We start from the raw sequence: 16445 nt of genomic DNA, 5'->3' as shown, positions 1-16445 counted from the left end.
TCGTGGCAGGGCTCAATCAGCGGTGATTTTTCGGGTCTCGATCACGGTCTTCCAACGGGCGAATTCGCGCGCTTGGTAGGCGGTGAAGGCTTCGGGCGTGCTGCCGACAATCTCCAGGCCCTGGTCCAGCATGCGCTTTTTCACGGCAGGGTCGTTGATGGCTGCGATGGCGGCGTCAGCGAGCTTCTTCTTGAGTGCAGGCGGCAGGCCCTTGGGTGCGGCCATGCCCTGCCAGGAGTACACCTCAGCACCGGCCACGCCCGCTTCGGCCAGCGTGGGTACATCCGGCAGCACAGGGCTGCGCTTGTCGCCCGTCACAGCGATGGCGTGCAGCTTGCCCGCACGGATATGCTGCAACACGGCGTTCACGTTCTGGAACGAGAACTCCACCTGCCCGCCCAGCAGGTCGTTGATGGCGGGTGCGCCACCCTTGTAGGGAATGTGCAGGCCTTCGGTGCCACTCTGCTGCCAGAACACTTCGGCAGAAAGGTGGTCTGACGAGCCGTTGCCCGAGCTGGCAAAACTCACCTTGCCCGGGTTGGCCTTGAGCTGGGCGATCACCTCCTTCACGGTGCGCGCCTTCTGTCCGGGGGCTGCGACCAGCACGTTGGGCGCTTGTACCGGCACGGTGATGTAGTCAAAGTCCTTGAGGGCGTCGTATGGCACGCTCTTGAGCAAGTGCGGCGCCACGACAAAGGCCCCCAGCGACGACACCAGCAGCGTGTAGCCATCGGCTGGCGCGCGCTTGACCATGCCCGCGCCCAGTGTGCCCGTGGCACCCGGGCGGTTGTCCACCACGAAGTTCTGGCCCAACTTGTCGCCCATGTGGAGGGCCATGGCGCGGGCCACCATGTCGGTGGAACCGCCGGCCGGGAACGGTACGACGATGGTCACGGGTTTATCGGGCCAGGTGGCAGCAGCTGGCGCGGCGGTCTGCGCAGATGCGGCAAAGGCAAGGCCGCAAGCGGCAGCAACAAGCAACAGTTTCTTGGCAACGAACATGAGGGTGTCTCCGAAAGTAGTGATGGCAGGCCCTCTGCGGGGCCTTGGGTGTGGATGGGGAGGGGAAGGAATCAACAGGCCGCGCTCATTGCGGCCCCAACTTGTCAATCAGCGCCTTGAGCTCTTCCATCTCGCTGGGCTTGAGGTCCACCAGCGGCGCCCGCACCGGCCCACCGTCATGGCCCACGATGCGTGCCCCCGCCTTGATGATCGACACCCCATAGCCCTCCACCCGGTTGCGGATGGCTAGGTACGGCATGAAGAACGACTTGAGCAGCCGGTGCTGCGTGGCCGTGTCGTCCGCCGCCACCGCCTGGTAGAACTCCATCGCCGTCTTGGGGATGAAGTTGAACACCGCCGACGAATACACCGGCGTGCCCAGCGCCTTGTAGGCCGCCGCATACACCTCCGCCGTGGGCAGGCCGCCCAGGTACGAGAAACGGTCCCCCAGCTTCATGTAGATGGACGACATGGTCTCGATGTTGCCCACACCATCCTTGAACCCCACCAGGTTCGGACAACGCTCGGCCAGGATGGCCAGGGACTCGGCCGTGAGCTTGGTGCGATCACGGTTGTAGACGATCACACCGAACTTCACGCTCTTGCAGACCTGCTCCACATGGGCGATCAGGCCTTCCTGACCCGCCTCGGTCAGGTAATGCGGCAGCAGCAGGATGCCGTGGGCACCCAAACGCTCGGCCTCCTGCGCGTGGGCAATGGCCGTGCGGGTGGGGCCACCGGCGCCGGCAATGATCGGCACCTTGCCCCGGCAGGTCTCCACGACCGTCTTGATGACCTCGCTGTATTCGGGGCCCGAGAGCGAGAAGTACTCGCCGGTGCCACCGGCGGCAAACAGGGCGCTGGCGCCATAGGGGGAGAGCCACTCCAGGCGCTCGATGTAGGTCTTGGGGCGGAAGTTGCCTTGCTCGTCGAAGTCCGTGATGGGGAACGAGAGCAGGCCGGAGCCCATGATGGTTTTGAGTTCTTGAGGGGTCATGGTGAATAGCGGGCGTTGGTTGCGGCGTCTCAACAGGTCATACAAGTCGCAAAAATTCGACTCGATAACTGTAAATTCTTGCGAATTACGAGAATGTTAACGTTAACATCATCAGACAACACAGTAAAAACCCTTATTTCTTCGAATTTTTTAGACGTGCCGTCACACAGGCGCGCGGGCGTTGTCAGCCCCAAGTCACGCGCGCTTAGACTCCACCCCATGCACGCTCCTGATCCGGCCCGCCCCGCCCCGCCCTCCGGTCGCGACCGCTCGGCGGTCACGCTGCGCGAGGTGGCCGAACGGGCGGGCGTGTCGATGATTACCGTGTCACGCGCCATCAACACGCCGCAGCAGGTGTCTGAACGGACAAGAGCACGGGTTCAGGAGGCCGTGTCGGCCCTGGGCTACGTGCCCAACCTGGTAGCAGGTGGTTTGCGCTCGGCGCGAAGCCATGTGGTGACGGCCCTGGTGCCCACGCTCACAGGGCCCTTGTTCGGTGAAATGGTGCAGGCCCTCACCGATGCGCTGGAACTGCGCGGCTTTCAGGTCATGGTGGGCCAGGTGGGCTATGCACGCTCCCGCGAAGACGCGCTGCTGCGCGCCATCGTAGGCCGGCGGCCCGATGGGATCGTGCTCACGGGGGTCATGCATTCGCCCGAAGGACGGCGCTTGCTGATGGCCTCGGGCATTCCGGTGGTTGAAACCTGGGACTTCACCGACACCCCCATCGACATGCTCGTCGGCCTGCGCCATGAAGCGCTCGGCGCCGCCGTGTGCGAGCACCTGTTCGCCAGGGGACGGCGACGGCTGGCTCTGCTGAGCGGTGGTGATGAGCGTGCCGCGCGGCGCGCTCAGGGTTTTGCCGACGCCGCTGCACGCCTGGGTCTGCGCCCGCCCGCCGTTCGACTGGGTAAATCGCCCACCACCCACGCAGATGGCCGTGCCGGGCTGGCTGCCCTGTTGGCCGACGTTCCCGATATCGACGCCGTGTTCTGCAGCTCGGACATGCTGGCCCTGGGCGTGCTGACCGAAGCCAGGGCACGCGGCATCTTGGTACCACAGCAACTCGCGGTGGTGGGATTTGGCGACATCGACTTTGCCGAAACGGTCACTCCGGCCCTTTCCACGGTGCGCATTGACGGCACGCGCATGGGGCAGACGGCTGCCGGATGGATTGCCGACCGGGCCGAAGGCAAAGCAGTCGCCCAGCCCGTGGTGGACATCGGCTTTTCCATCGTGGAGCGCGGCAGCAGCTGAGCGCTGCAGGCCCCGTGGCAAAAGGCGGGGTTATGCCCGGTACACCAGCGCGATGGCCCGTGCCTCCATGGCCAAGCCCTGCCCCACCGGGCCCAGGCGCTCGGCCGTCTTGGCCTTCACATTGACCTGGCCCTCGGCCACGCCCAACGCCCGGGCGATCGCGGCCCGCATGCCGGGGATGTGCGCCGCCAGGCGCGGGGCCTGGGCGACGACCGTGCTGTCGATGTTGCCGATCTCAAAGCCCACGGCGCGCACCCGCCGTGCCGCCTCGGCCAGCAGCACGCCGGAGTCGGCGCCGCGAAACGCAGCGTCGGTGTCGGGAAAGTGACTGCCAATGTCCCCCAACGCTGCGGCCCCCAGCAAGGCATCGGTGATGGCGTGCAGCAGCACGTCGGCGTCCGAGTGGCCCAGCAGGCCCGTGGGGTGGGCAATCTCCACCCCGCCAATCACCAACCGGCGGCCGGGCACCAAGGCATGCACATCCCAGCCTTCTCCAATCCTGAAATTCATCTGCTTGCCTTTGTCTTTGTGATTGTTTGAGTGTTGGGTCGCCGGTGCAGTCCGTCAGACTCCCAAGCCGCGCAACGTTGGCAGCAGACCGGTGATGCCAGCAGCCCTTGTGCGATGGGCTTTAAAAAAGATTCTTCTTGCCGGGGGCCGTGTTCACCTGCCCCCGCTCGCCCCCAAAACGCTCCAGCGTGGTGCCGTGCGCCCGCTGGGCCAGCACGGCAGCCGCCAGCGCAAAGTCGTCCGGGTAGGTGACCTTGAAATTCTGTGCCCCGCCGGGCACCAGCCGGGGGTGAAACCCCATCGCCTCCATGGCGCTGGCTTCATCGGTCACGTTGGAGCCCACCTTATCAATCGCCTCCATCAGCGGGCCGATGCGGAACATCTGGGGCGTCTGCGCCAGCCACTTGTCGCTGCGGTCCACAGTAGAAGCCACGCGCACACCGCCCGGGCCGTCGATGGAGGTCTTGAGCGTGTCGGCCAGCTTGTGCGCCAGCAGCCCGCCCACACTGTCGCCCGCGCACTGGTCGATTAGCGCATCGATCTGCTCCGAGGTCACCAGGCAGCGCGCAGCGTCATGCACCAGCACCCAGTCGCCAGGCTGCGCGCCGCGCTCCAGCAACGCCTTGAGGCCGCCCAGCACCGTGTCGGCACGCGTGGGGCCACCACACTCGACCACAAAAAATGCGGGGTGGGCATGGGCATCCAGAAAGCGATCTCCCGGTGCCACAGCCACCAGCGTGCCCAGCAGGCGCCCGACACCGGCAAAGGCAGCCAGTGTGTGCAGCACCATCGGATGGCCTGCCACCAGGTGATATTGCTTGGGCAGCGGGCCCGCCGCCGCAGGAGCGCTGGCAGACAGCGCTGCGGCAGGCGAGAACGCCGCCACGGTCGATGCCTGCACGAGCTGTGCTGGAGGGGGGCTGCCTGCACCTGCCGGCACAGCCCGTGACCCCACCCCTGCGCAGGGCACCAGCGCCCAAAAACGCCCTTGGGCCGACAAGGGGGTGAGCGAGGGGTGCAGAAGGGAAGCAGTCATGGAGCGCTCATTCTAAAATCTCCCGTTGCCCCCGATCCAACCCGTGCGTGTTTCGCGCCCCTGGGGATGCGGCGGGCCCACTGACGACACCGTCCGCATGGAACTCCCCAAACTCTCCCCCGGAAAACGCTTTGCCCTGCCCCGCCCCGTGGGCAGTGCCGACTCCCTGCTGCTGGCCCGCCTGGCCGAACGCGACAAGGCCGCCGACCGTACCACCGCCATCGTCACGGCCGATGCCACCGACGCGCAGCGGCTCATCGACGAGATGGCCTTTTTTGCGCCCGGCCTGCGCTGCGCGCTGTTCCCCGACTGGGAAACGCTGCCCTACGACACGTTCAGCCCGCACCAGGACCTGATCAGCGAGCGGCTGGCCACGCTGTGGCGCATCTCGCAGGGTGAGGCCGATGTGGTGCTGGTGCCCGCCACCACGGCGCTGTACCGCCTTGCCCCGCCGTCCTTCCTGGCGGGCTATACCTTCCACTTCAAGGTCAAACAAAAGCTCGACGAGGCCAAGTTCAAGGCCCAGCTCACGCTGGCCGGTTACTCGCATGTATCTCAGGTCGTGAGCCCTGGCGAATATGCCGTGCGCGGCGGGCTGATCGACCTGTTCCCCATGGGCTCGCTCGTGCCCTTCCGCGTGGATCTGTTCGACGACGAGATCGACAGCATCCGCACCTTTGACCCCGACAGCCAGCGCAGCTTGTACCCCGTGCCCGAGGTGCGCCTGCTGCCCGGCCGCGAATTCCCCATGGACGACGAGGCGCGCGCGAAATTCCGCAGCCGCTGGCGCGAAATGCTGGAGGGCGACCCGACCAAGAGCCGCATCTATAAAGACATGGGCGCAGGCGTGGCCACGGCGGGCATCGAGTACTACCTGCCGCTGTTCTTTGACGATACGGCCACCGTGTTCGACTACCTGGGTGGTGAAGCCACCGTGGTGCTGCACGGCGACCTGGAACCCGCCTTCCAGCGCTTCTGGCAGGACACCAAGGACCGCTTCCGCCTGGTGCAGGGTGACCCCGAACGGCCAGTGCTACCACCCGAGGCGCTGTTCCTGTCGGCCGACCAGTTCTACACGCGCGCCAAGGAGCATGCCCAGCTGTCCATCCGCCCCGGCGTGGAGGACATTGCCGACAACCCGCACTTCCAGAAGCTGGGCGACCTGTCGGTGGTGCGTGGTGCCGAAGACCCGCTGGCCCGGCTGCACGCCCACATCCGCAACACGCAACACCGCGTGCTGCTGCTGGCTGAGAGCGATGGGCGGCGCGAGAGCCTGCTCGACTTTCTGCGCGCCAGCGGGGTGAACCCTCCGGCTTTCGACTCGCTGGCCGAGTTCCAGGGCACCGCCGACGAGAAGGTGGGCATTGCCACCGCCGGCCTTACCGTGGGCTTCAGCTGGATCGAAGACGGTATCGACTTCGTCACCGAGACCGAGCTGTTTGCCGCAGGCCCCACCACGCGCCGCCGCAAGAAGCAGGAGCAGGTGAGCGATGTCGAGGCGCTGATCAAGGACCTGGCCGAGCTGACCCTGGGCGACCCCGTGGTGCACAGCCAGCACGGCATTGGCCGCTACCGGGGCCTGATCAACATGGACGTGGGCAACAAGAACCCCGACGGCACGCCCGCCATGCAGGAGTTCTTGCACCTCGAATACGCCGACAAGGCCGTGCTGTATGTGCCGGTGAGCCAGCTGCAGCTCATCAGCCGATACACCGGTGTGAGCGCCGACGAGGCGCCGCTGCACAAGCTGGGCAGCGGCCAGTGGGAAAAAGCCAAGCGCAAGGCCGCCGAGCAGGTGCGCGACAGCGCTGCCGAGCTGCTCAACATCTACGCCCGCCGCGCTGCGCGCGAAGGCCACGCCTTCCGCTACAGCCCGCAGGACTACGAGACCTTTGCCAACGACTTTGGCTTTGAAGAAACGGCCGACCAGAACGCGGCCATCCACGCCGTCATTCAGGACATGATCAGTCCCCGCCCCATGGACCGCCTGGTCTGCGGCGACGTGGGCTTTGGCAAGACCGAGGTCGCCCTGCGTGCGGCCTTCGTGGCCGTCACGGGAGGCAAGCAGGTGGCCTTCCTTGCGCCCACCACGCTACTGGCCGAGCAGCACTACCAGACGTTGGTGGACCGCTTCAGCAAATGGCCGGTGAAGGTGGCCGAAGTCTCACGCTTCCGTTCGGGCAAGGAGATCACCGCCGCCATCAAGGGCATTGGCGACGGCACGGTGGACATCGTGGTGGGCACACACAAGCTGCTGTCGGAATCCACCAAGTTCCACAACCTGGGTCTGCTCATCATCGACGAGGAGCACCGCTTTGGCGTGCGCCACAAGGAGCAGATGAAGGCCCTGCGCGCCGAGGTGGACGTGCTGACACTCACGGCCACGCCCATCCCGCGCACGCTGGGCATGGCGCTGGAGGGGCTGCGCGATCTCTCGGTCATCGCCACCGCCCCGCAGCGCCGCCTGGCGATCAAGACCTTTGTGCGCAACGAGGGCACGGGCGTGATCCGCGAGGCGGTGCTGCGCGAATTGAAGCGCGGCGGGCAGGTCTACTTCCTGCACAACGAGGTGGAGACCATCGAGAACCGCCGCCAGAAGCTCGAAGAAATCTTGCCCGAGGCCCGCATTGCCGTGGCCCACGGCCAGATGCCCGAGCGCGAGCTCGAACGCGTGATGCGCGACTTCGTGGCCCAGCGCTTCAACATCCTGCTGTGCTCGACCATCATCGAAACCGGCATCGACGTGCCCACGGCCAACACCATCATCATGAGCCGCGCCGACAAGTTCGGTCTGGCGCAGCTGCACCAGCTGCGCGGACGCGTGGGCCGCAGCCACCACCAGGCGTACGCCTACCTGATGGTGCCCGACGTGGAAGGCCTCACCAAGCAGGCGCAGCAGCGGCTTGAAGCGATCCAGCAGATGGAGGAACTCGGCAGCGGCTTCTACCTGGCCATGCACGACCTGGAGATCCGCGGCGCGGGCGAAGTGCTGGGCGAGAACCAGAGCGGCAACATGCTCGAAGTGGGCTTCCAGCTCTACAACGAGATGCTGAACGAGGCCGTCAAGGCGCTCAAGGCGGGCAAGGAGCCCGACCTGCTCTCGCCCCTGTCCGTCACCACCGACATCAACCTGCACGCCCCCGCCCTGCTGCCCGACGACTACTGCGGCGACGTGCACCTGCGCCTGTCGTTCTACAAAAAGCTCGCCACGGCCAAGACGCCCGACCAGATCGACGGCCTGCTCGAAGAGATCGTGGACCGCTTTGGCAAGCTGCCGCCGCAGGCGCAGACACTGATCGACGTGCACCGCCTGCGTGTGCTGAGCCAGCCGTATGGTGTGGTGAAGGTGGACGCGGCGCCGGGCGTGATCAACATCACCTTCAAGCCCCAGCCGCCCATCGACCCGATGCGCATCATTGAACTGATTCAGAAGAACAAGCACATCAAGCTGGCGGGCAACGAGAAGCTGCGCATCGAGCGCGAACTGAAAGAGCCCAAGGACCGCGCGCAGATGGTGCGGGACATTCTGCGCAGCCTGGGGCAACCCGTGGTGGCTGCATAGCGTTTTACAAGCCAAAGAGGCTGCAAGCGCTAGTGAATCATGCGCTGACAGCTATCAAAAGAGAAGCAAACAATGTGGCTGGAGTCTCTCCTTGCGCTGGTGGCGCTAACGGCCGCAGTGGCCACGCGGCCCTGGCGACTGCTGGCCAGCCGCAAGCCGCTGGTGCATGAGTCCCACGGTGCGGCGTCCCCGCTGTGGACGCCGTTGCTCGCAACGCTGGTGTTTCTGCCCTGGCTGTGGGCCCTGCCCACCCTGCACGCCATGCCGCTGCAACTGCAGTGGTCGGGCGCGTGCCTGGTGGTGCTAATACTGGGCTGGCCGCTGGCCATCCCCGTGCTGCTGGCGGTGGGCGCGATTGCAGGCCTGCTTTCACCCGCCCTGGACTGGGCCGACGCGCTGGGCGCCGCCATCTGGCTGGGTGTGGTGCCCGCCACGCTGGCGCTGGCGCTGGGCGCACTGCTGCGGCGCTGGGTGGGCACCCAGCCATTTGTGTACGTGCTGGGCCGCGCGTTTTTGGGCACCGTGGCCTGCGTGTTTGCCGCCGGTGTGCTCTCGCAATGGACCGGGCACCTGTTGCCCGGTGTGGGCAACGAGCTGTCGCTGGTGGCCCGCTGGCTCATGGCCTGGGGCGACGGGTTTGTGACGGGCATGCTCGCCGCCATCTTCGTGGCCTTCAAGCCCGAGTGGCTGGCCACCTGGTCGGACCAGCTCTATCTGAAGCGGCCGCCGCACTAGCGCTGGCGGGCATCAGCGCAGTGTTGCCAACGCGCACCACAGGGACTGCAGACACGAAGCGATACGAAACATATATGTTTCGCATACAATTCGCTGCATGGGTATTGTCAAAATTTCAGACCAAATGCACGAGAACCTGCGCGTTGCCAGCAACGCCCTGTCTCGCTCCATCAACGCACAGGCAGAACACTGGATGCGCATCGGCATGCTGGCCGAGCTGCATCCCAACCTCGACCACAGCGACATCTGCCAGCTGCTGATCCGCGCCGAACAGGCCGGGGGCTTCGATCTGGACACGGTGGCGGCCTCCGTGGCCGCCAAGCCGGGCCACAGCGGGCGGCGCGTTCAATGAAGTCGTCCCGCGTCACCCTGCGCTCCCCCGCAGAAATCGCCCAGGCGCGTGAGGCCGGCCGCCTGGCCGCCCGCGTGCTGCACATGATCACGCCGCACGTGCAGCCCGGCGTCAGCACCGAGGCACTGGACCGGCTCTGCCACGACTACATCGTGAACGAACTGCAGGTCACCCCCGCCAACGTGGGCTACCTGGGGTATCCCAAAACGGTGTGCACCTCGGTCAACCACGTGATCTGCCACGGCATTCCGTCGCCCGGCCAAGTGCTCAAGTCGGGCGACATCATCAACATCGACGTGGCCATCGTCAAGGACGGCTGGTTTGGTGACACCAGCCGCATGTACTTTGTGGGCGAGCCCAGCCCGCTGGCGCGCCGACTGGTGGACACCACCTACGAAGCCATGTGCGCGGGCATTGCCCAGGTGCGTCCCGGCGCCACGCTGGGCGATGTGGGCCATGCCATACAGAGCGTGGCCCACCGCGAGCGGTTCAGCGTGGTGCGCGAATACTGCGGCCACGGCATCGGGCAGATCTACCACGACGAGCCCCAGGTGCTGCACTACGGGCAGCGCGGCCAGGGCCTGCGGCTGGAGGAAGGCATGGTCTTCACCATCGAGCCCATGATCAACGCCGGCAAGCGCGACACGCAGGAGCTGGCCGACGGCTGGACCGTAGTCACCCGCGACCGCTCGCTCTCTGCCCAGTGGGAACACATGGTGGCCGTGACGGCCGACGGGTTTGAAGTGCTCACGCCCTGGCCCGAAGGCACCGGCCGCTATCCCGCCATGGTTTGACCTGCATCTGGCCCGCACGCCCCAGTCTTTGACACAGCACAAGCAGCCGCCGCATGGACCGCCGGATAGTGGTGAACACCACGACAACAAGGAGGGTCTCCATGAAGCTGCTGAACGATCTGTTTTCTACCGACTACGGCCTGATGAGCATCATCGGCATCGGGTTCATGATCTGCATGGCCGCATTTTTTGTGCGCATGTTCCTGGTCAAGATGAACGAGCCGCCCCAGCCCAATCCGGCCGCCAAGGCGCTCAAAGGCGGTAGCCAGAACCTGCCGCATCCGCGCTGAGGCAAGGGATCTGACGAGAGCCTTTGCGCGAAGCGCGGCGGGCACGGCCGGAACAGCAGCCCGCCAGGGATACCATTGCGGGTTCTTACCCCGCACTTGTTCCCCTTTTTCTGCCATGACCCACGCTACCGAATTCGCCCCTGGCCTCGTCATCCAGGGCATCGAGCCTCCGCTGTCCCTGTCTGCCTACAAGCTCATCGCTTTTGACATGGACTCCACCCTCATCAACATCGAGTGCGTGGACGAGATCGCCGATGCCGCCGGCCGCAAGGCCGAGGTGGCCGCCATCACCGAGGCAGCCATGCAGGGCGTGATCACCGACTACAAGGAGAGCCTGCGCCAGCGCGTGGCCCTGCTCAAGGGCGTGACGGTGCAGCACATGGAGCAGGTGTTCACTGAGCGCCTGCGCTTCAATCCCGGCGCCAAAGAGCTGATCACCGCCGCCAAGGCCGCAGGCCTGACCACGTTGCTGGTCTCGGGCGGCTTCACCTTCTTTGCCGACCGCGTGAAGGCGGGCCTGGGCATCGACTTTGCGCGCTCCAACATGCTGGAAGTGCAGAACGGCCAGCTGACGGGCCGCATGGTGGACCAGGCCTGGGGCGACATCTGCGACGGAGCCGAAAAGCGCCGCACGCTGCTGGAAGTGGCCTCGCTGATGGGCATTTCGCCGCAGCAGGCGATTGCCGTGGGCGATGGCGCCAACGACCTGCCCATGATGGGCGTTGCCGGCCTGTCCGTGGCCTACCACGCCAAGCCCGCCGTGCGTGCACAGGCCAAGGTGGCCATCAACCAGGGCGGGCTGGACCGCCTGCTCGAAGTGCTGCGCTGAGCAGCGTGGCGCCTCAATACTTACAGGGCGCAACGGGACACTATTAATTTGATAGCTATCCAGGCATGTAGCACTAGCGCATCACGCCGTTCTTATTCAAAACCAGGTGCATCGGGCAATCCGGGCACCAACACGGCCTTGCGGCGGGCACTGCCTGGACGCGGGGCCGCCACCGTGGCCTGCAGCGCCACACCCTGCGGTGACGTGGGCGCCACTAGGTCCGCCAGCGTCACGCCATCCAGCACCGCCAGATAGGCCTGCATGGCCTGGCCCAGCACCCCTTTCAGCCGACAGTGGCTGCTCAGGCGGCACTGGTTGGAGGCGGGGTCAAAACACTCCACCAGGTTGAAGTCCGTCTCGGTGGCACGCACCACTGCGCCAATGTGGATGGACGAGGCCGGCACCATCAGCCGCATGCCACCGCCCCGCCCGCGCGTGGTCTCCAGCAGGCCCTGGGCCGACAGCTGCTGCACGATCTTCATCAGGTGGCTGCGCGAGATGCCGTAGCCCTCGGCCACCTCCGTGATGGTGACGGGCTGCGCCCGCCCCTCGGTGGCAGCGCAGTACATCAGCACGCGCAGCGTGTAGTCGGTCCATTGGGTCAGTCGCATGGGTTTGCCGCAGATCAATCAAAAAGATGCATACAGCCTGAATTTTATTCGCTAAAATATTCACACTATATGAATCTTTAAAGGACCACCATGAACGCCCGCATCGACACCCTGCACGCCACAGCCTCCACCACCCCGCTGCCACTGAGCGCCGAGCAGCAGATCGGCCAGATCGCCGTGCAGTTGCCGGGCGCCACGGCAGTGTTTCGGCGCCTCAAGCTGGACTTTTGCTGCGGCGGCCAGGTGAGTCTGGCCAAGGCGGCTGCCGACAAGGGGCTGGACGCCGACGCCGTGCTGGCCGAACTGGCGGCCCTGCAGCGCAGCGACGCCGTGCCCGAGGCAGCGTCGCCCAGCGCGCTCATCGACCACATCCTGGCGCGCTACCACGAGGTGCACCGCCAGCAATTGCCTGAGCTGATCCGCATGGCCCGCCGCGTGGAGGCTGTGCACCGCGACCACCCGCAGGTGCCGGTCGGCCTGGCCGACCACCTGGAGGCCATGCACGAAGAGCTGCTGTCGCACATGCTCAAGGAAGAACAGGTGCTGTTCCCCATGCTCAAGAACGGCGGCAACCCCTTTGTGGGCCAACCCATCGGCATGATGCGCGCCGAACACGTGGACCATGGCGAAGCGCTGGACAAGCTCAACGCGCTGACGAATGACGCCACGCCCCCCCAAGGCGCATGCAACACCTGGCGAGCGCTCTACGCAGGCATTGCCCAGCTGGGCGACGACCTCATCAACCACATCCACCTGGAAAACAACGTGCTGTTTCCGCGGTTCGAAGCCAGCGCTGCTCCCGCCCAGGCTTGTGCCACGTCAGCCTGCAGTTGCCAGTGAGCGGGCACACTGCCGCCATGACCGACGAAGCCATCCGCACACAGCCCGCCAGCCAGATCGCCCCCAGCGTGGAGAGCATCACGCAGCTGGTGCACGGCTTTTATGGGGATGTGCGGCGCGACCCGCTGTTGGGCCCGGTGTTTGAAAAGGCCCTGCACGGCCAGTGGGACGCCCATCTGCAGCGGCTGGTGGACTTCTGGAGCACCGTCGCGCTGGGCACCCGCAGCTTCAAGGGCGATGTCTTCGGCAAACACATGGCGCTGGAGGGCGTCACCCCTGCCCACTTTGCGGCTTGGGTAGGGCTGTGGCAACAGCACACCAGCCGCCTGTTTGCGCCCGAGGTGGCGCGCGACTTGCAGGTGGCGGCCCATGGGATTGCACGCAACCTGTTCCGGGGCTACTTTGGCAACGACCCTGGTTTTGTGCAGCGCCGCGAGGAGCATGGCGGGCACGGCGCCCAAGCCCGCGGCAGCGAAGGGGCCCAGCAGGGCTGAGGACTGGCGCCTCGCGCGCCAGCAGGGTCCGCGCCCTCCCCGGATTATTTGCTCTTGTTGCCCGGCGTGAAGAACAGCGCTACGCCCACCGCAATCAGCGCCACCGGCCACCACACGCGCAGCAGCTCGCGCAGGCTGATGCTGATCAGTCCCAGGTTGGTCAGCAGAAAAAACACGCCCAGTACGACCAGAACGATCGCAGCGATATTGCCCTTCATGTGCATTCCCTCGGTGTGGTTGTTGGTATGGCCGCGATTATGGCGGGCTGGACAACTGCGCGCCCAGGTGATCCACCCACACGCGCACCTTGGGCGACAGATGGCGGCTGGAGGGCCACAGCGCCCGGAACTGGCGGGCCGGGCCCAGATGCGGCTCCAGCACGCTCACCAGCCGCCCCTCTGCCAGGGCATCGCGCACCAGAAAGTCGGGCATGCAGGCAATACCGATCCCCCGCAGGGTAGCCCCCAGAACGGCTTCGATGTTGTTGCAGGCCAGCACCGTGCGAAGGCGTGGCTCGTCACCGGCCAGGTCCTCACGCCACGGCCAGTCAAGCAGCTTGCCGGAATCCGGGTGGCGAAAGCGCACGCACGCGTGCTGCGCCAGCTCACGCAGTTCAGCCGGAGTGCCATGGCGCTCCAGGTAGCTGGGCGCAGCACACAGCAGCAGCCGAAAGGTCTGCAAGGGCCGCGACACCAGGCGTGAATCGCGCAGGTCGCCACTGCGAATCGCCACATCAATGCCTTCGTCGATCAGGTCGATCGCACGGTCGCTGAACGTGATGTCCAGCTCCACCTCGGGGTAGAGCGCCAGAAACTCCTGCACCAACGGGATCAGGAAGTGATAACCCACGATGGGCGCACTCACCCGCAACTTTCCCCTTGGCGTCTCCCGCGAGAGCGACAACATGGCCTGCGCGTCATCCAGGTCGTCCAGCACGCGTCGGCAGCGCTCATGGAACAGGCGCCCCTCTGCCGTGAGCTGGATGCGCCGGGTGCTGCGCTGCAATAGGCGCACACCCACCTCCTGCTCCAGCCGCGCCACGCCCTTGCCCACGGCGGACGCCGATATCTCCAGCGCCCGTCCGGCGGCCACAAAGCTGCCCAGCTCTGCCGTTTTCACGAAGGCCAACATGCCACTGAGCTTGTCCATCTGCGTTCTTCTCCGGTTGAGTACGTGAGTACGGCTGATTCCATCTATTTATTCCGCAATAAAAGGAATGAAAGCCCCTTTTTGGCTGATTCGATCCAGTCTAACCTTCTTGTATTTCCACACATCGACGCCATGCCGAACCCGTCATTCCTTCGCGCCGACTCCGCCAGTGCATGCGAAATCCGAAAGTCGCTGATGGGTTTGCAGGCTGAATATCTGCGCTGGGTGCACGGCGAAATAGCCCGGTGCTTTCCAGCCCTCGACCCGCGTGATGGCTTGTCGCTGCCATTGGAGGACCTGCCCGGATTGAAGGCGTCCCAGACCGACAACCTGCCAAGCAGCGTGTACTACCTGATCGCGGTGGATGGCGAAGCCGCAGGCATGTGTGGGCTGCGGCCCTTGGGCGCAGGCACCGTTGAAGTCAAGCGCCTGTACGTGCGCCCCGCCTACCGGGGGCTGCATCTCGGCTCGTCGGCCCTGCGCAAGCTGTACGCAGATGCCTGTCAGGCGGGCTACACCCGCATGTGCCTGGACACCGCCCTTTTCATGCAGGCAGCACATCGCCTGTACGAAGCCCACGGCTACACCGACTGCGCGGCCTACGAAGGCACCGAGGTGCCGCTGGCACTGCACAGCCACTGGCGCTTCATGCAGCGATCCATCCACCGCCCCAGCCACGGCACCACCCATGAGCACGATCTTCGAACGGCGTAGCACGCAAGCAGGCCTGGTCCTCGCAGTGCTCCTGCTGCCCCTGGTACTGCAACCCTTCGGCCACCACTGGGTGCGCGTTGCCGACATCAGCCTGCTGTATGTGATGCTGGCACTGGGCCTGAATGTGGTGGTGGGTTATGCGGGCCTGCTGGACCTGGGGTATGTGGCCTTCTACGCACTGGGGGCCTACCTGTTTGCCCTGCTGACCTCACCCCACCTCACCGATCACTTTGCATGGATCGCTGCGCTGTTCCCTGAGGGGTTGCACGCCCCATGGTGGGTGACCATCCCGCTGGGCGCTGCGTGCGCGGCCCTCCTCGGCATGCTGCTGGGAGCCCCTACCCTCAAGCTGCGGGGGGACTACCTGGCTGTGGTCACCTTGGGTTTTGGCGAAATCGTGCGCCTGCTGGTCATCAACATGAGCCACCCCGTCAACATCACCCAGGGCGCCCAGGGTCTGGGCTTGATTGACCCGGTGCACGTCCTGGGGGTGGACCTGGGCCGCCCCTTGGTGGTGGCGGGCCATGAGGTGGCGTCGGTCACGCTGTACTACTACCTGTTCCTGGCGCTCGTGACGCTCACCATCATTGTCTGCCAGCGCCTTCAGCACTCCCGCATCGGCCGCGCATGGATGGCTATCCGCGACGACGAAACCGCAGCGCGGTCCATGGGCATCAATACCCGCAACCTCAAGCTGCTGGCCTTCGGCGTGGGCGCCAGCTTTGGCGGAGTGACTGGCGCCATGTTTGCGGCTTTTCAGGGCTTTGTGTCCCCCGAGGCCTTCAGCCTGCAGGAGTCCGTGCTCATCGTCGCGATGGTGGTGTTTGGCGGCATGGGGCATATCCCCGGGGTGGTCCTGGGATCCGTGCTGCTCGCAGCGCTGCCAGAGCTGCTGCGCTATGTGGTGGGCCCCCTGCAGACTGCAACACACGGGCTGCTGGATGCGGGCGTGATGCGCCCGCTGCTGATTGCCTTGGCCATGATCATCACCATGCTGTGGCGCTCCAGCGGCCTGTGGCCAGCGCCCGATGCGGCGCAGGCACTGGGGAAGAATCAACGCCCACGCAAGGGCCGCAGCAGGTCCGACAGCCCGTTGTGATCGATCTCGTGCATCAGCGCCAGCAACTGGCCCAGCTCGCCCTTGGGAAACCCTTCGCGCGCAAACCAGTTGAGGTAATTGCCCGGCAGGTCGGCCAGCAGGGTGCCTTTGTGCTTGCCGTACGGCATCTCGGTGGTGACCAGGCGCTGCAGTTTCTCTGCGTCCATTGCCCTG

19 protein-coding genes are annotated in these 16445 nt (G+C 65.6%); 11 read left to right on the top strand and 8 right to left on the bottom strand.

Going from position 1 to position 16445, the window contains the following annotated elements; genetic code table 11:
* Window positions 1-12: 12 nt before the first annotated feature.
* Window positions 13-1002, bottom strand: coding sequence for a tripartite tricarboxylate transporter substrate binding protein (locus DNK89_RS17725; RefSeq protein WP_056746655.1), 990 nt, complete (start codon window positions 1000-1002; stop codon window positions 13-15).
* A gap of 85 nt (window positions 1003-1087) precedes the next feature.
* Window positions 1088-1999, bottom strand: a complete 912-nt coding sequence (gene kdgD, locus DNK89_RS17720; protein WP_110961168.1) for a 5-dehydro-4-deoxyglucarate dehydratase — start codon at window positions 1997-1999, stop codon at window positions 1088-1090.
* 219 nt (window positions 2000-2218) lie between these two features.
* Here kdgD and DNK89_RS17715 point away from each other — a divergent pair, with 219 nt between their 5' ends.
* Entirely contained in the window at window positions 2219-3256 is a 1038-nt protein-coding gene (locus DNK89_RS17715) for a LacI family DNA-binding transcriptional regulator (RefSeq protein ID WP_110961167.1), read from the top strand.
* A 30-nt stretch (window positions 3257-3286) separates the two neighbouring features.
* Here the strand turns inward: DNK89_RS17715 and ispF are convergent, their stop codons facing one another.
* Together ispF and DNK89_RS17705 are read right to left on the bottom strand one after the other, a co-directional pair.
* Window positions 3287-3766 carry a 2-C-methyl-D-erythritol 2,4-cyclodiphosphate synthase gene (gene ispF / locus DNK89_RS17710; protein WP_110961166.1) on the bottom strand — a complete coding sequence of 160 codons (480 nt, stop codon included), beginning with the start codon at window positions 3764-3766 and terminating at the stop codon, window positions 3287-3289.
* 121 nt (window positions 3767-3887) lie between these two features.
* Window positions 3888-4802, bottom strand: coding sequence for a 2-C-methyl-D-erythritol 4-phosphate cytidylyltransferase (locus DNK89_RS17705; RefSeq protein ID WP_110961165.1), 915 nt, complete (start codon window positions 4800-4802; stop codon window positions 3888-3890).
* Window positions 4803-4899: 97 nt separating this feature from the next.
* On the opposite strand from DNK89_RS17705, the gene mfd reads away from it, so the two are divergent.
* The 6 genes from mfd (at window position 4900) to serB (ending at window position 11364) form a co-directional block, all read left to right on the top strand.
* Window positions 4900-8364, top strand: a complete 3465-nt coding sequence (mfd, locus tag DNK89_RS17700) for a transcription-repair coupling factor (protein ID WP_110961164.1) — start codon at window positions 4900-4902, stop codon at window positions 8362-8364.
* A 72-nt stretch (window positions 8365-8436) separates the two neighbouring features.
* Window positions 8437-9099 carry a hypothetical protein gene (locus DNK89_RS17695; protein ID WP_110961163.1) on the top strand — a complete coding sequence of 221 codons (663 nt, stop codon included), beginning with the start codon at window positions 8437-8439 and terminating at the stop codon, window positions 9097-9099.
* A 97-nt stretch (window positions 9100-9196) separates the two neighbouring features.
* A complete protein-coding gene (locus tag DNK89_RS17690) occupies window positions 9197-9451 on the top strand; it encodes a ParD-like family protein (protein WP_015014749.1) in 255 nt (84 codons plus the stop codon).
* The gene (gene map, locus DNK89_RS17685; protein ID WP_110961162.1) at window positions 9448-10245 is read left to right on the top strand and encodes a type I methionyl aminopeptidase; all 798 of its coding nucleotides are present in this window, start codon (window positions 9448-9450) and stop codon (window positions 10243-10245) included. The genes DNK89_RS17690 and map overlap by 4 nt, the downstream gene beginning before the upstream one ends.
* Window positions 10246-10346: 101 nt before the next feature.
* Window positions 10347-10535 carry a DUF3149 domain-containing protein gene (locus DNK89_RS17680; RefSeq protein WP_015014751.1) on the top strand — a complete coding sequence of 63 codons (189 nt, stop codon included), beginning with the start codon at window positions 10347-10349 and terminating at the stop codon, window positions 10533-10535.
* A gap of 115 nt (window positions 10536-10650) precedes the next feature.
* Window positions 10651-11364 carry a phosphoserine phosphatase SerB gene (gene serB / locus DNK89_RS17675; protein WP_110961161.1) on the top strand — a complete coding sequence of 238 codons (714 nt, stop codon included), beginning with the start codon at window positions 10651-10653 and terminating at the stop codon, window positions 11362-11364.
* Between the two features lie 92 nt (window positions 11365-11456).
* Here the strand turns inward: serB and DNK89_RS17670 are convergent, their stop codons facing one another.
* Window positions 11457-11975 carry an Rrf2 family transcriptional regulator gene (locus DNK89_RS17670; protein WP_110961328.1) on the bottom strand — a complete coding sequence of 173 codons (519 nt, stop codon included), beginning with the start codon at window positions 11973-11975 and terminating at the stop codon, window positions 11457-11459.
* A gap of 90 nt (window positions 11976-12065) precedes the next feature.
* Between DNK89_RS17670 and ytfE the strand changes: the two genes are divergently transcribed.
* Complete coding sequence (ytfE, locus tag DNK89_RS17665; protein WP_203422355.1) at window positions 12066-12815, top strand: iron-sulfur cluster repair protein YtfE; 750 nt, start codon at window positions 12066-12068, stop codon at window positions 12813-12815.
* A 17-nt stretch (window positions 12816-12832) separates the two neighbouring features.
* Complete coding sequence (locus DNK89_RS17660) at window positions 12833-13309, top strand: group III truncated hemoglobin (RefSeq protein ID WP_110961160.1); 477 nt, start codon at window positions 12833-12835, stop codon at window positions 13307-13309.
* Window positions 13310-13353: 44 nt separating this feature from the next.
* On the opposite strand, the gene DNK89_RS24590 is transcribed toward DNK89_RS17660, so the two are convergent.
* A complete protein-coding gene (locus DNK89_RS24590) occupies window positions 13354-13527 on the bottom strand; it encodes a LiaI-LiaF-like domain-containing protein (RefSeq protein ID WP_015014756.1) in 174 nt (57 codons plus the stop codon).
* A gap of 37 nt (window positions 13528-13564) precedes the next feature.
* On the bottom strand, window positions 13565-14458 hold the full coding sequence (locus DNK89_RS17655) for a LysR family transcriptional regulator (protein ID WP_110961159.1): 894 nt from the start codon (window positions 14456-14458) through the stop codon (window positions 13565-13567).
* Window positions 14459-14590: 132 nt separating this feature from the next.
* Here DNK89_RS17655 and DNK89_RS17650 point away from each other — a divergent pair, with 132 nt between their 5' ends.
* Both DNK89_RS17650 and DNK89_RS17645 read left to right on the top strand, forming a co-directional pair.
* The gene (locus DNK89_RS17650; protein WP_110961158.1) at window positions 14591-15172 is read left to right on the top strand and encodes a GNAT family N-acetyltransferase; all 582 of its coding nucleotides are present in this window, start codon (window positions 14591-14593) and stop codon (window positions 15170-15172) included.
* Window positions 15147-16271, top strand: a complete 1125-nt coding sequence (locus tag DNK89_RS17645) for a branched-chain amino acid ABC transporter permease (protein WP_110961157.1) — start codon at window positions 15147-15149, stop codon at window positions 16269-16271. The genes DNK89_RS17650 and DNK89_RS17645 overlap by 26 nt, the downstream gene beginning before the upstream one ends.
* On the opposite strand, the gene DNK89_RS17640 is transcribed toward DNK89_RS17645, so the two are convergent.
* A complete protein-coding gene (locus DNK89_RS17640; RefSeq protein WP_015014757.1) occupies window positions 16226-16438 on the bottom strand; it encodes a DUF3820 family protein in 213 nt (70 codons plus the stop codon). The two genes, DNK89_RS17645 and DNK89_RS17640, sit on opposite strands and share 46 nt — an antisense overlap.
* Window positions 16439-16445: the final 7 nt, after the last annotated feature.

It is taken from the genome of Acidovorax sp. ST3 (assembly GCF_003231145.1).
In the GTDB taxonomy this organism is placed as follows: Bacteria; Pseudomonadota; Gammaproteobacteria; order Burkholderiales; family Burkholderiaceae_C; genus Acidovorax.
The sequence above is the reverse complement of the archived record's forward strand: the minus strand, read 5'-3'. Positions and strand labels throughout refer to the sequence as shown.

Coding starts and splice junctions, on each gene's coding strand:
- DNK89_RS17640 (WP_015014757.1), bottom strand. CDS start 16,438: ATGGACGCAGAGAAACTGCAGCGCCTGGTCACCACCGAGATGCCGTAC.
- mfd (WP_110961164.1), top strand. CDS start 4,900: ATGGAACTCCCCAAACTCTCCCCCGGAAAACGCTTTGCCCTGCCCCGC.
- ispF (WP_110961166.1), bottom strand. CDS start 3,766: ATGAATTTCAGGATTGGAGAAGGCTGGGATGTGCATGCCTTGGTGCCC.
- DNK89_RS17650 (WP_110961158.1), top strand. CDS start 14,591: ATGCCGAACCCGTCATTCCTTCGCGCCGACTCCGCCAGTGCATGCGAA.
- DNK89_RS17715 (WP_110961167.1), top strand. CDS start 2,219: ATGCACGCTCCTGATCCGGCCCGCCCCGCCCCGCCCTCCGGTCGCGAC.
- DNK89_RS17725 (WP_056746655.1), bottom strand. CDS start 1,002: ATGTTCGTTGCCAAGAAACTGTTGCTTGTTGCTGCCGCTTGCGGCCTT.
- kdgD (WP_110961168.1), bottom strand. CDS start 1,999: ATGACCCCTCAAGAACTCAAAACCATCATGGGCTCCGGCCTGCTCTCG.
- DNK89_RS17690 (WP_015014749.1), top strand. CDS start 9,197: ATGGGTATTGTCAAAATTTCAGACCAAATGCACGAGAACCTGCGCGTT.
- DNK89_RS17705 (WP_110961165.1), bottom strand. CDS start 4,802: ATGACTGCTTCCCTTCTGCACCCCTCGCTCACCCCCTTGTCGGCCCAA.
- ytfE (WP_203422355.1), top strand. CDS start 12,066: ATGAACGCCCGCATCGACACCCTGCACGCCACAGCCTCCACCACCCCG.
- DNK89_RS17660 (WP_110961160.1), top strand. CDS start 12,833: ATGACCGACGAAGCCATCCGCACACAGCCCGCCAGCCAGATCGCCCCC.
- DNK89_RS17680 (WP_015014751.1), top strand. CDS start 10,347: ATGAAGCTGCTGAACGATCTGTTTTCTACCGACTACGGCCTGATGAGC.
- serB (WP_110961161.1), top strand. CDS start 10,651: ATGACCCACGCTACCGAATTCGCCCCTGGCCTCGTCATCCAGGGCATC.
- DNK89_RS17695 (WP_110961163.1), top strand. CDS start 8,437: ATGTGGCTGGAGTCTCTCCTTGCGCTGGTGGCGCTAACGGCCGCAGTG.
- DNK89_RS24590 (WP_015014756.1), bottom strand. CDS start 13,527: ATGAAGGGCAATATCGCTGCGATCGTTCTGGTCGTACTGGGCGTGTTT.
- DNK89_RS17670 (WP_110961328.1), bottom strand. CDS start 11,975: ATGCGACTGACCCAATGGACCGACTACACGCTGCGCGTGCTGATGTAC.
- DNK89_RS17645 (WP_110961157.1), top strand. CDS start 15,147: ATGAGCACGATCTTCGAACGGCGTAGCACGCAAGCAGGCCTGGTCCTC.
- DNK89_RS17655 (WP_110961159.1), bottom strand. CDS start 14,458: ATGGACAAGCTCAGTGGCATGTTGGCCTTCGTGAAAACGGCAGAGCTG.
- map (WP_110961162.1), top strand. CDS start 9,448: ATGAAGTCGTCCCGCGTCACCCTGCGCTCCCCCGCAGAAATCGCCCAG.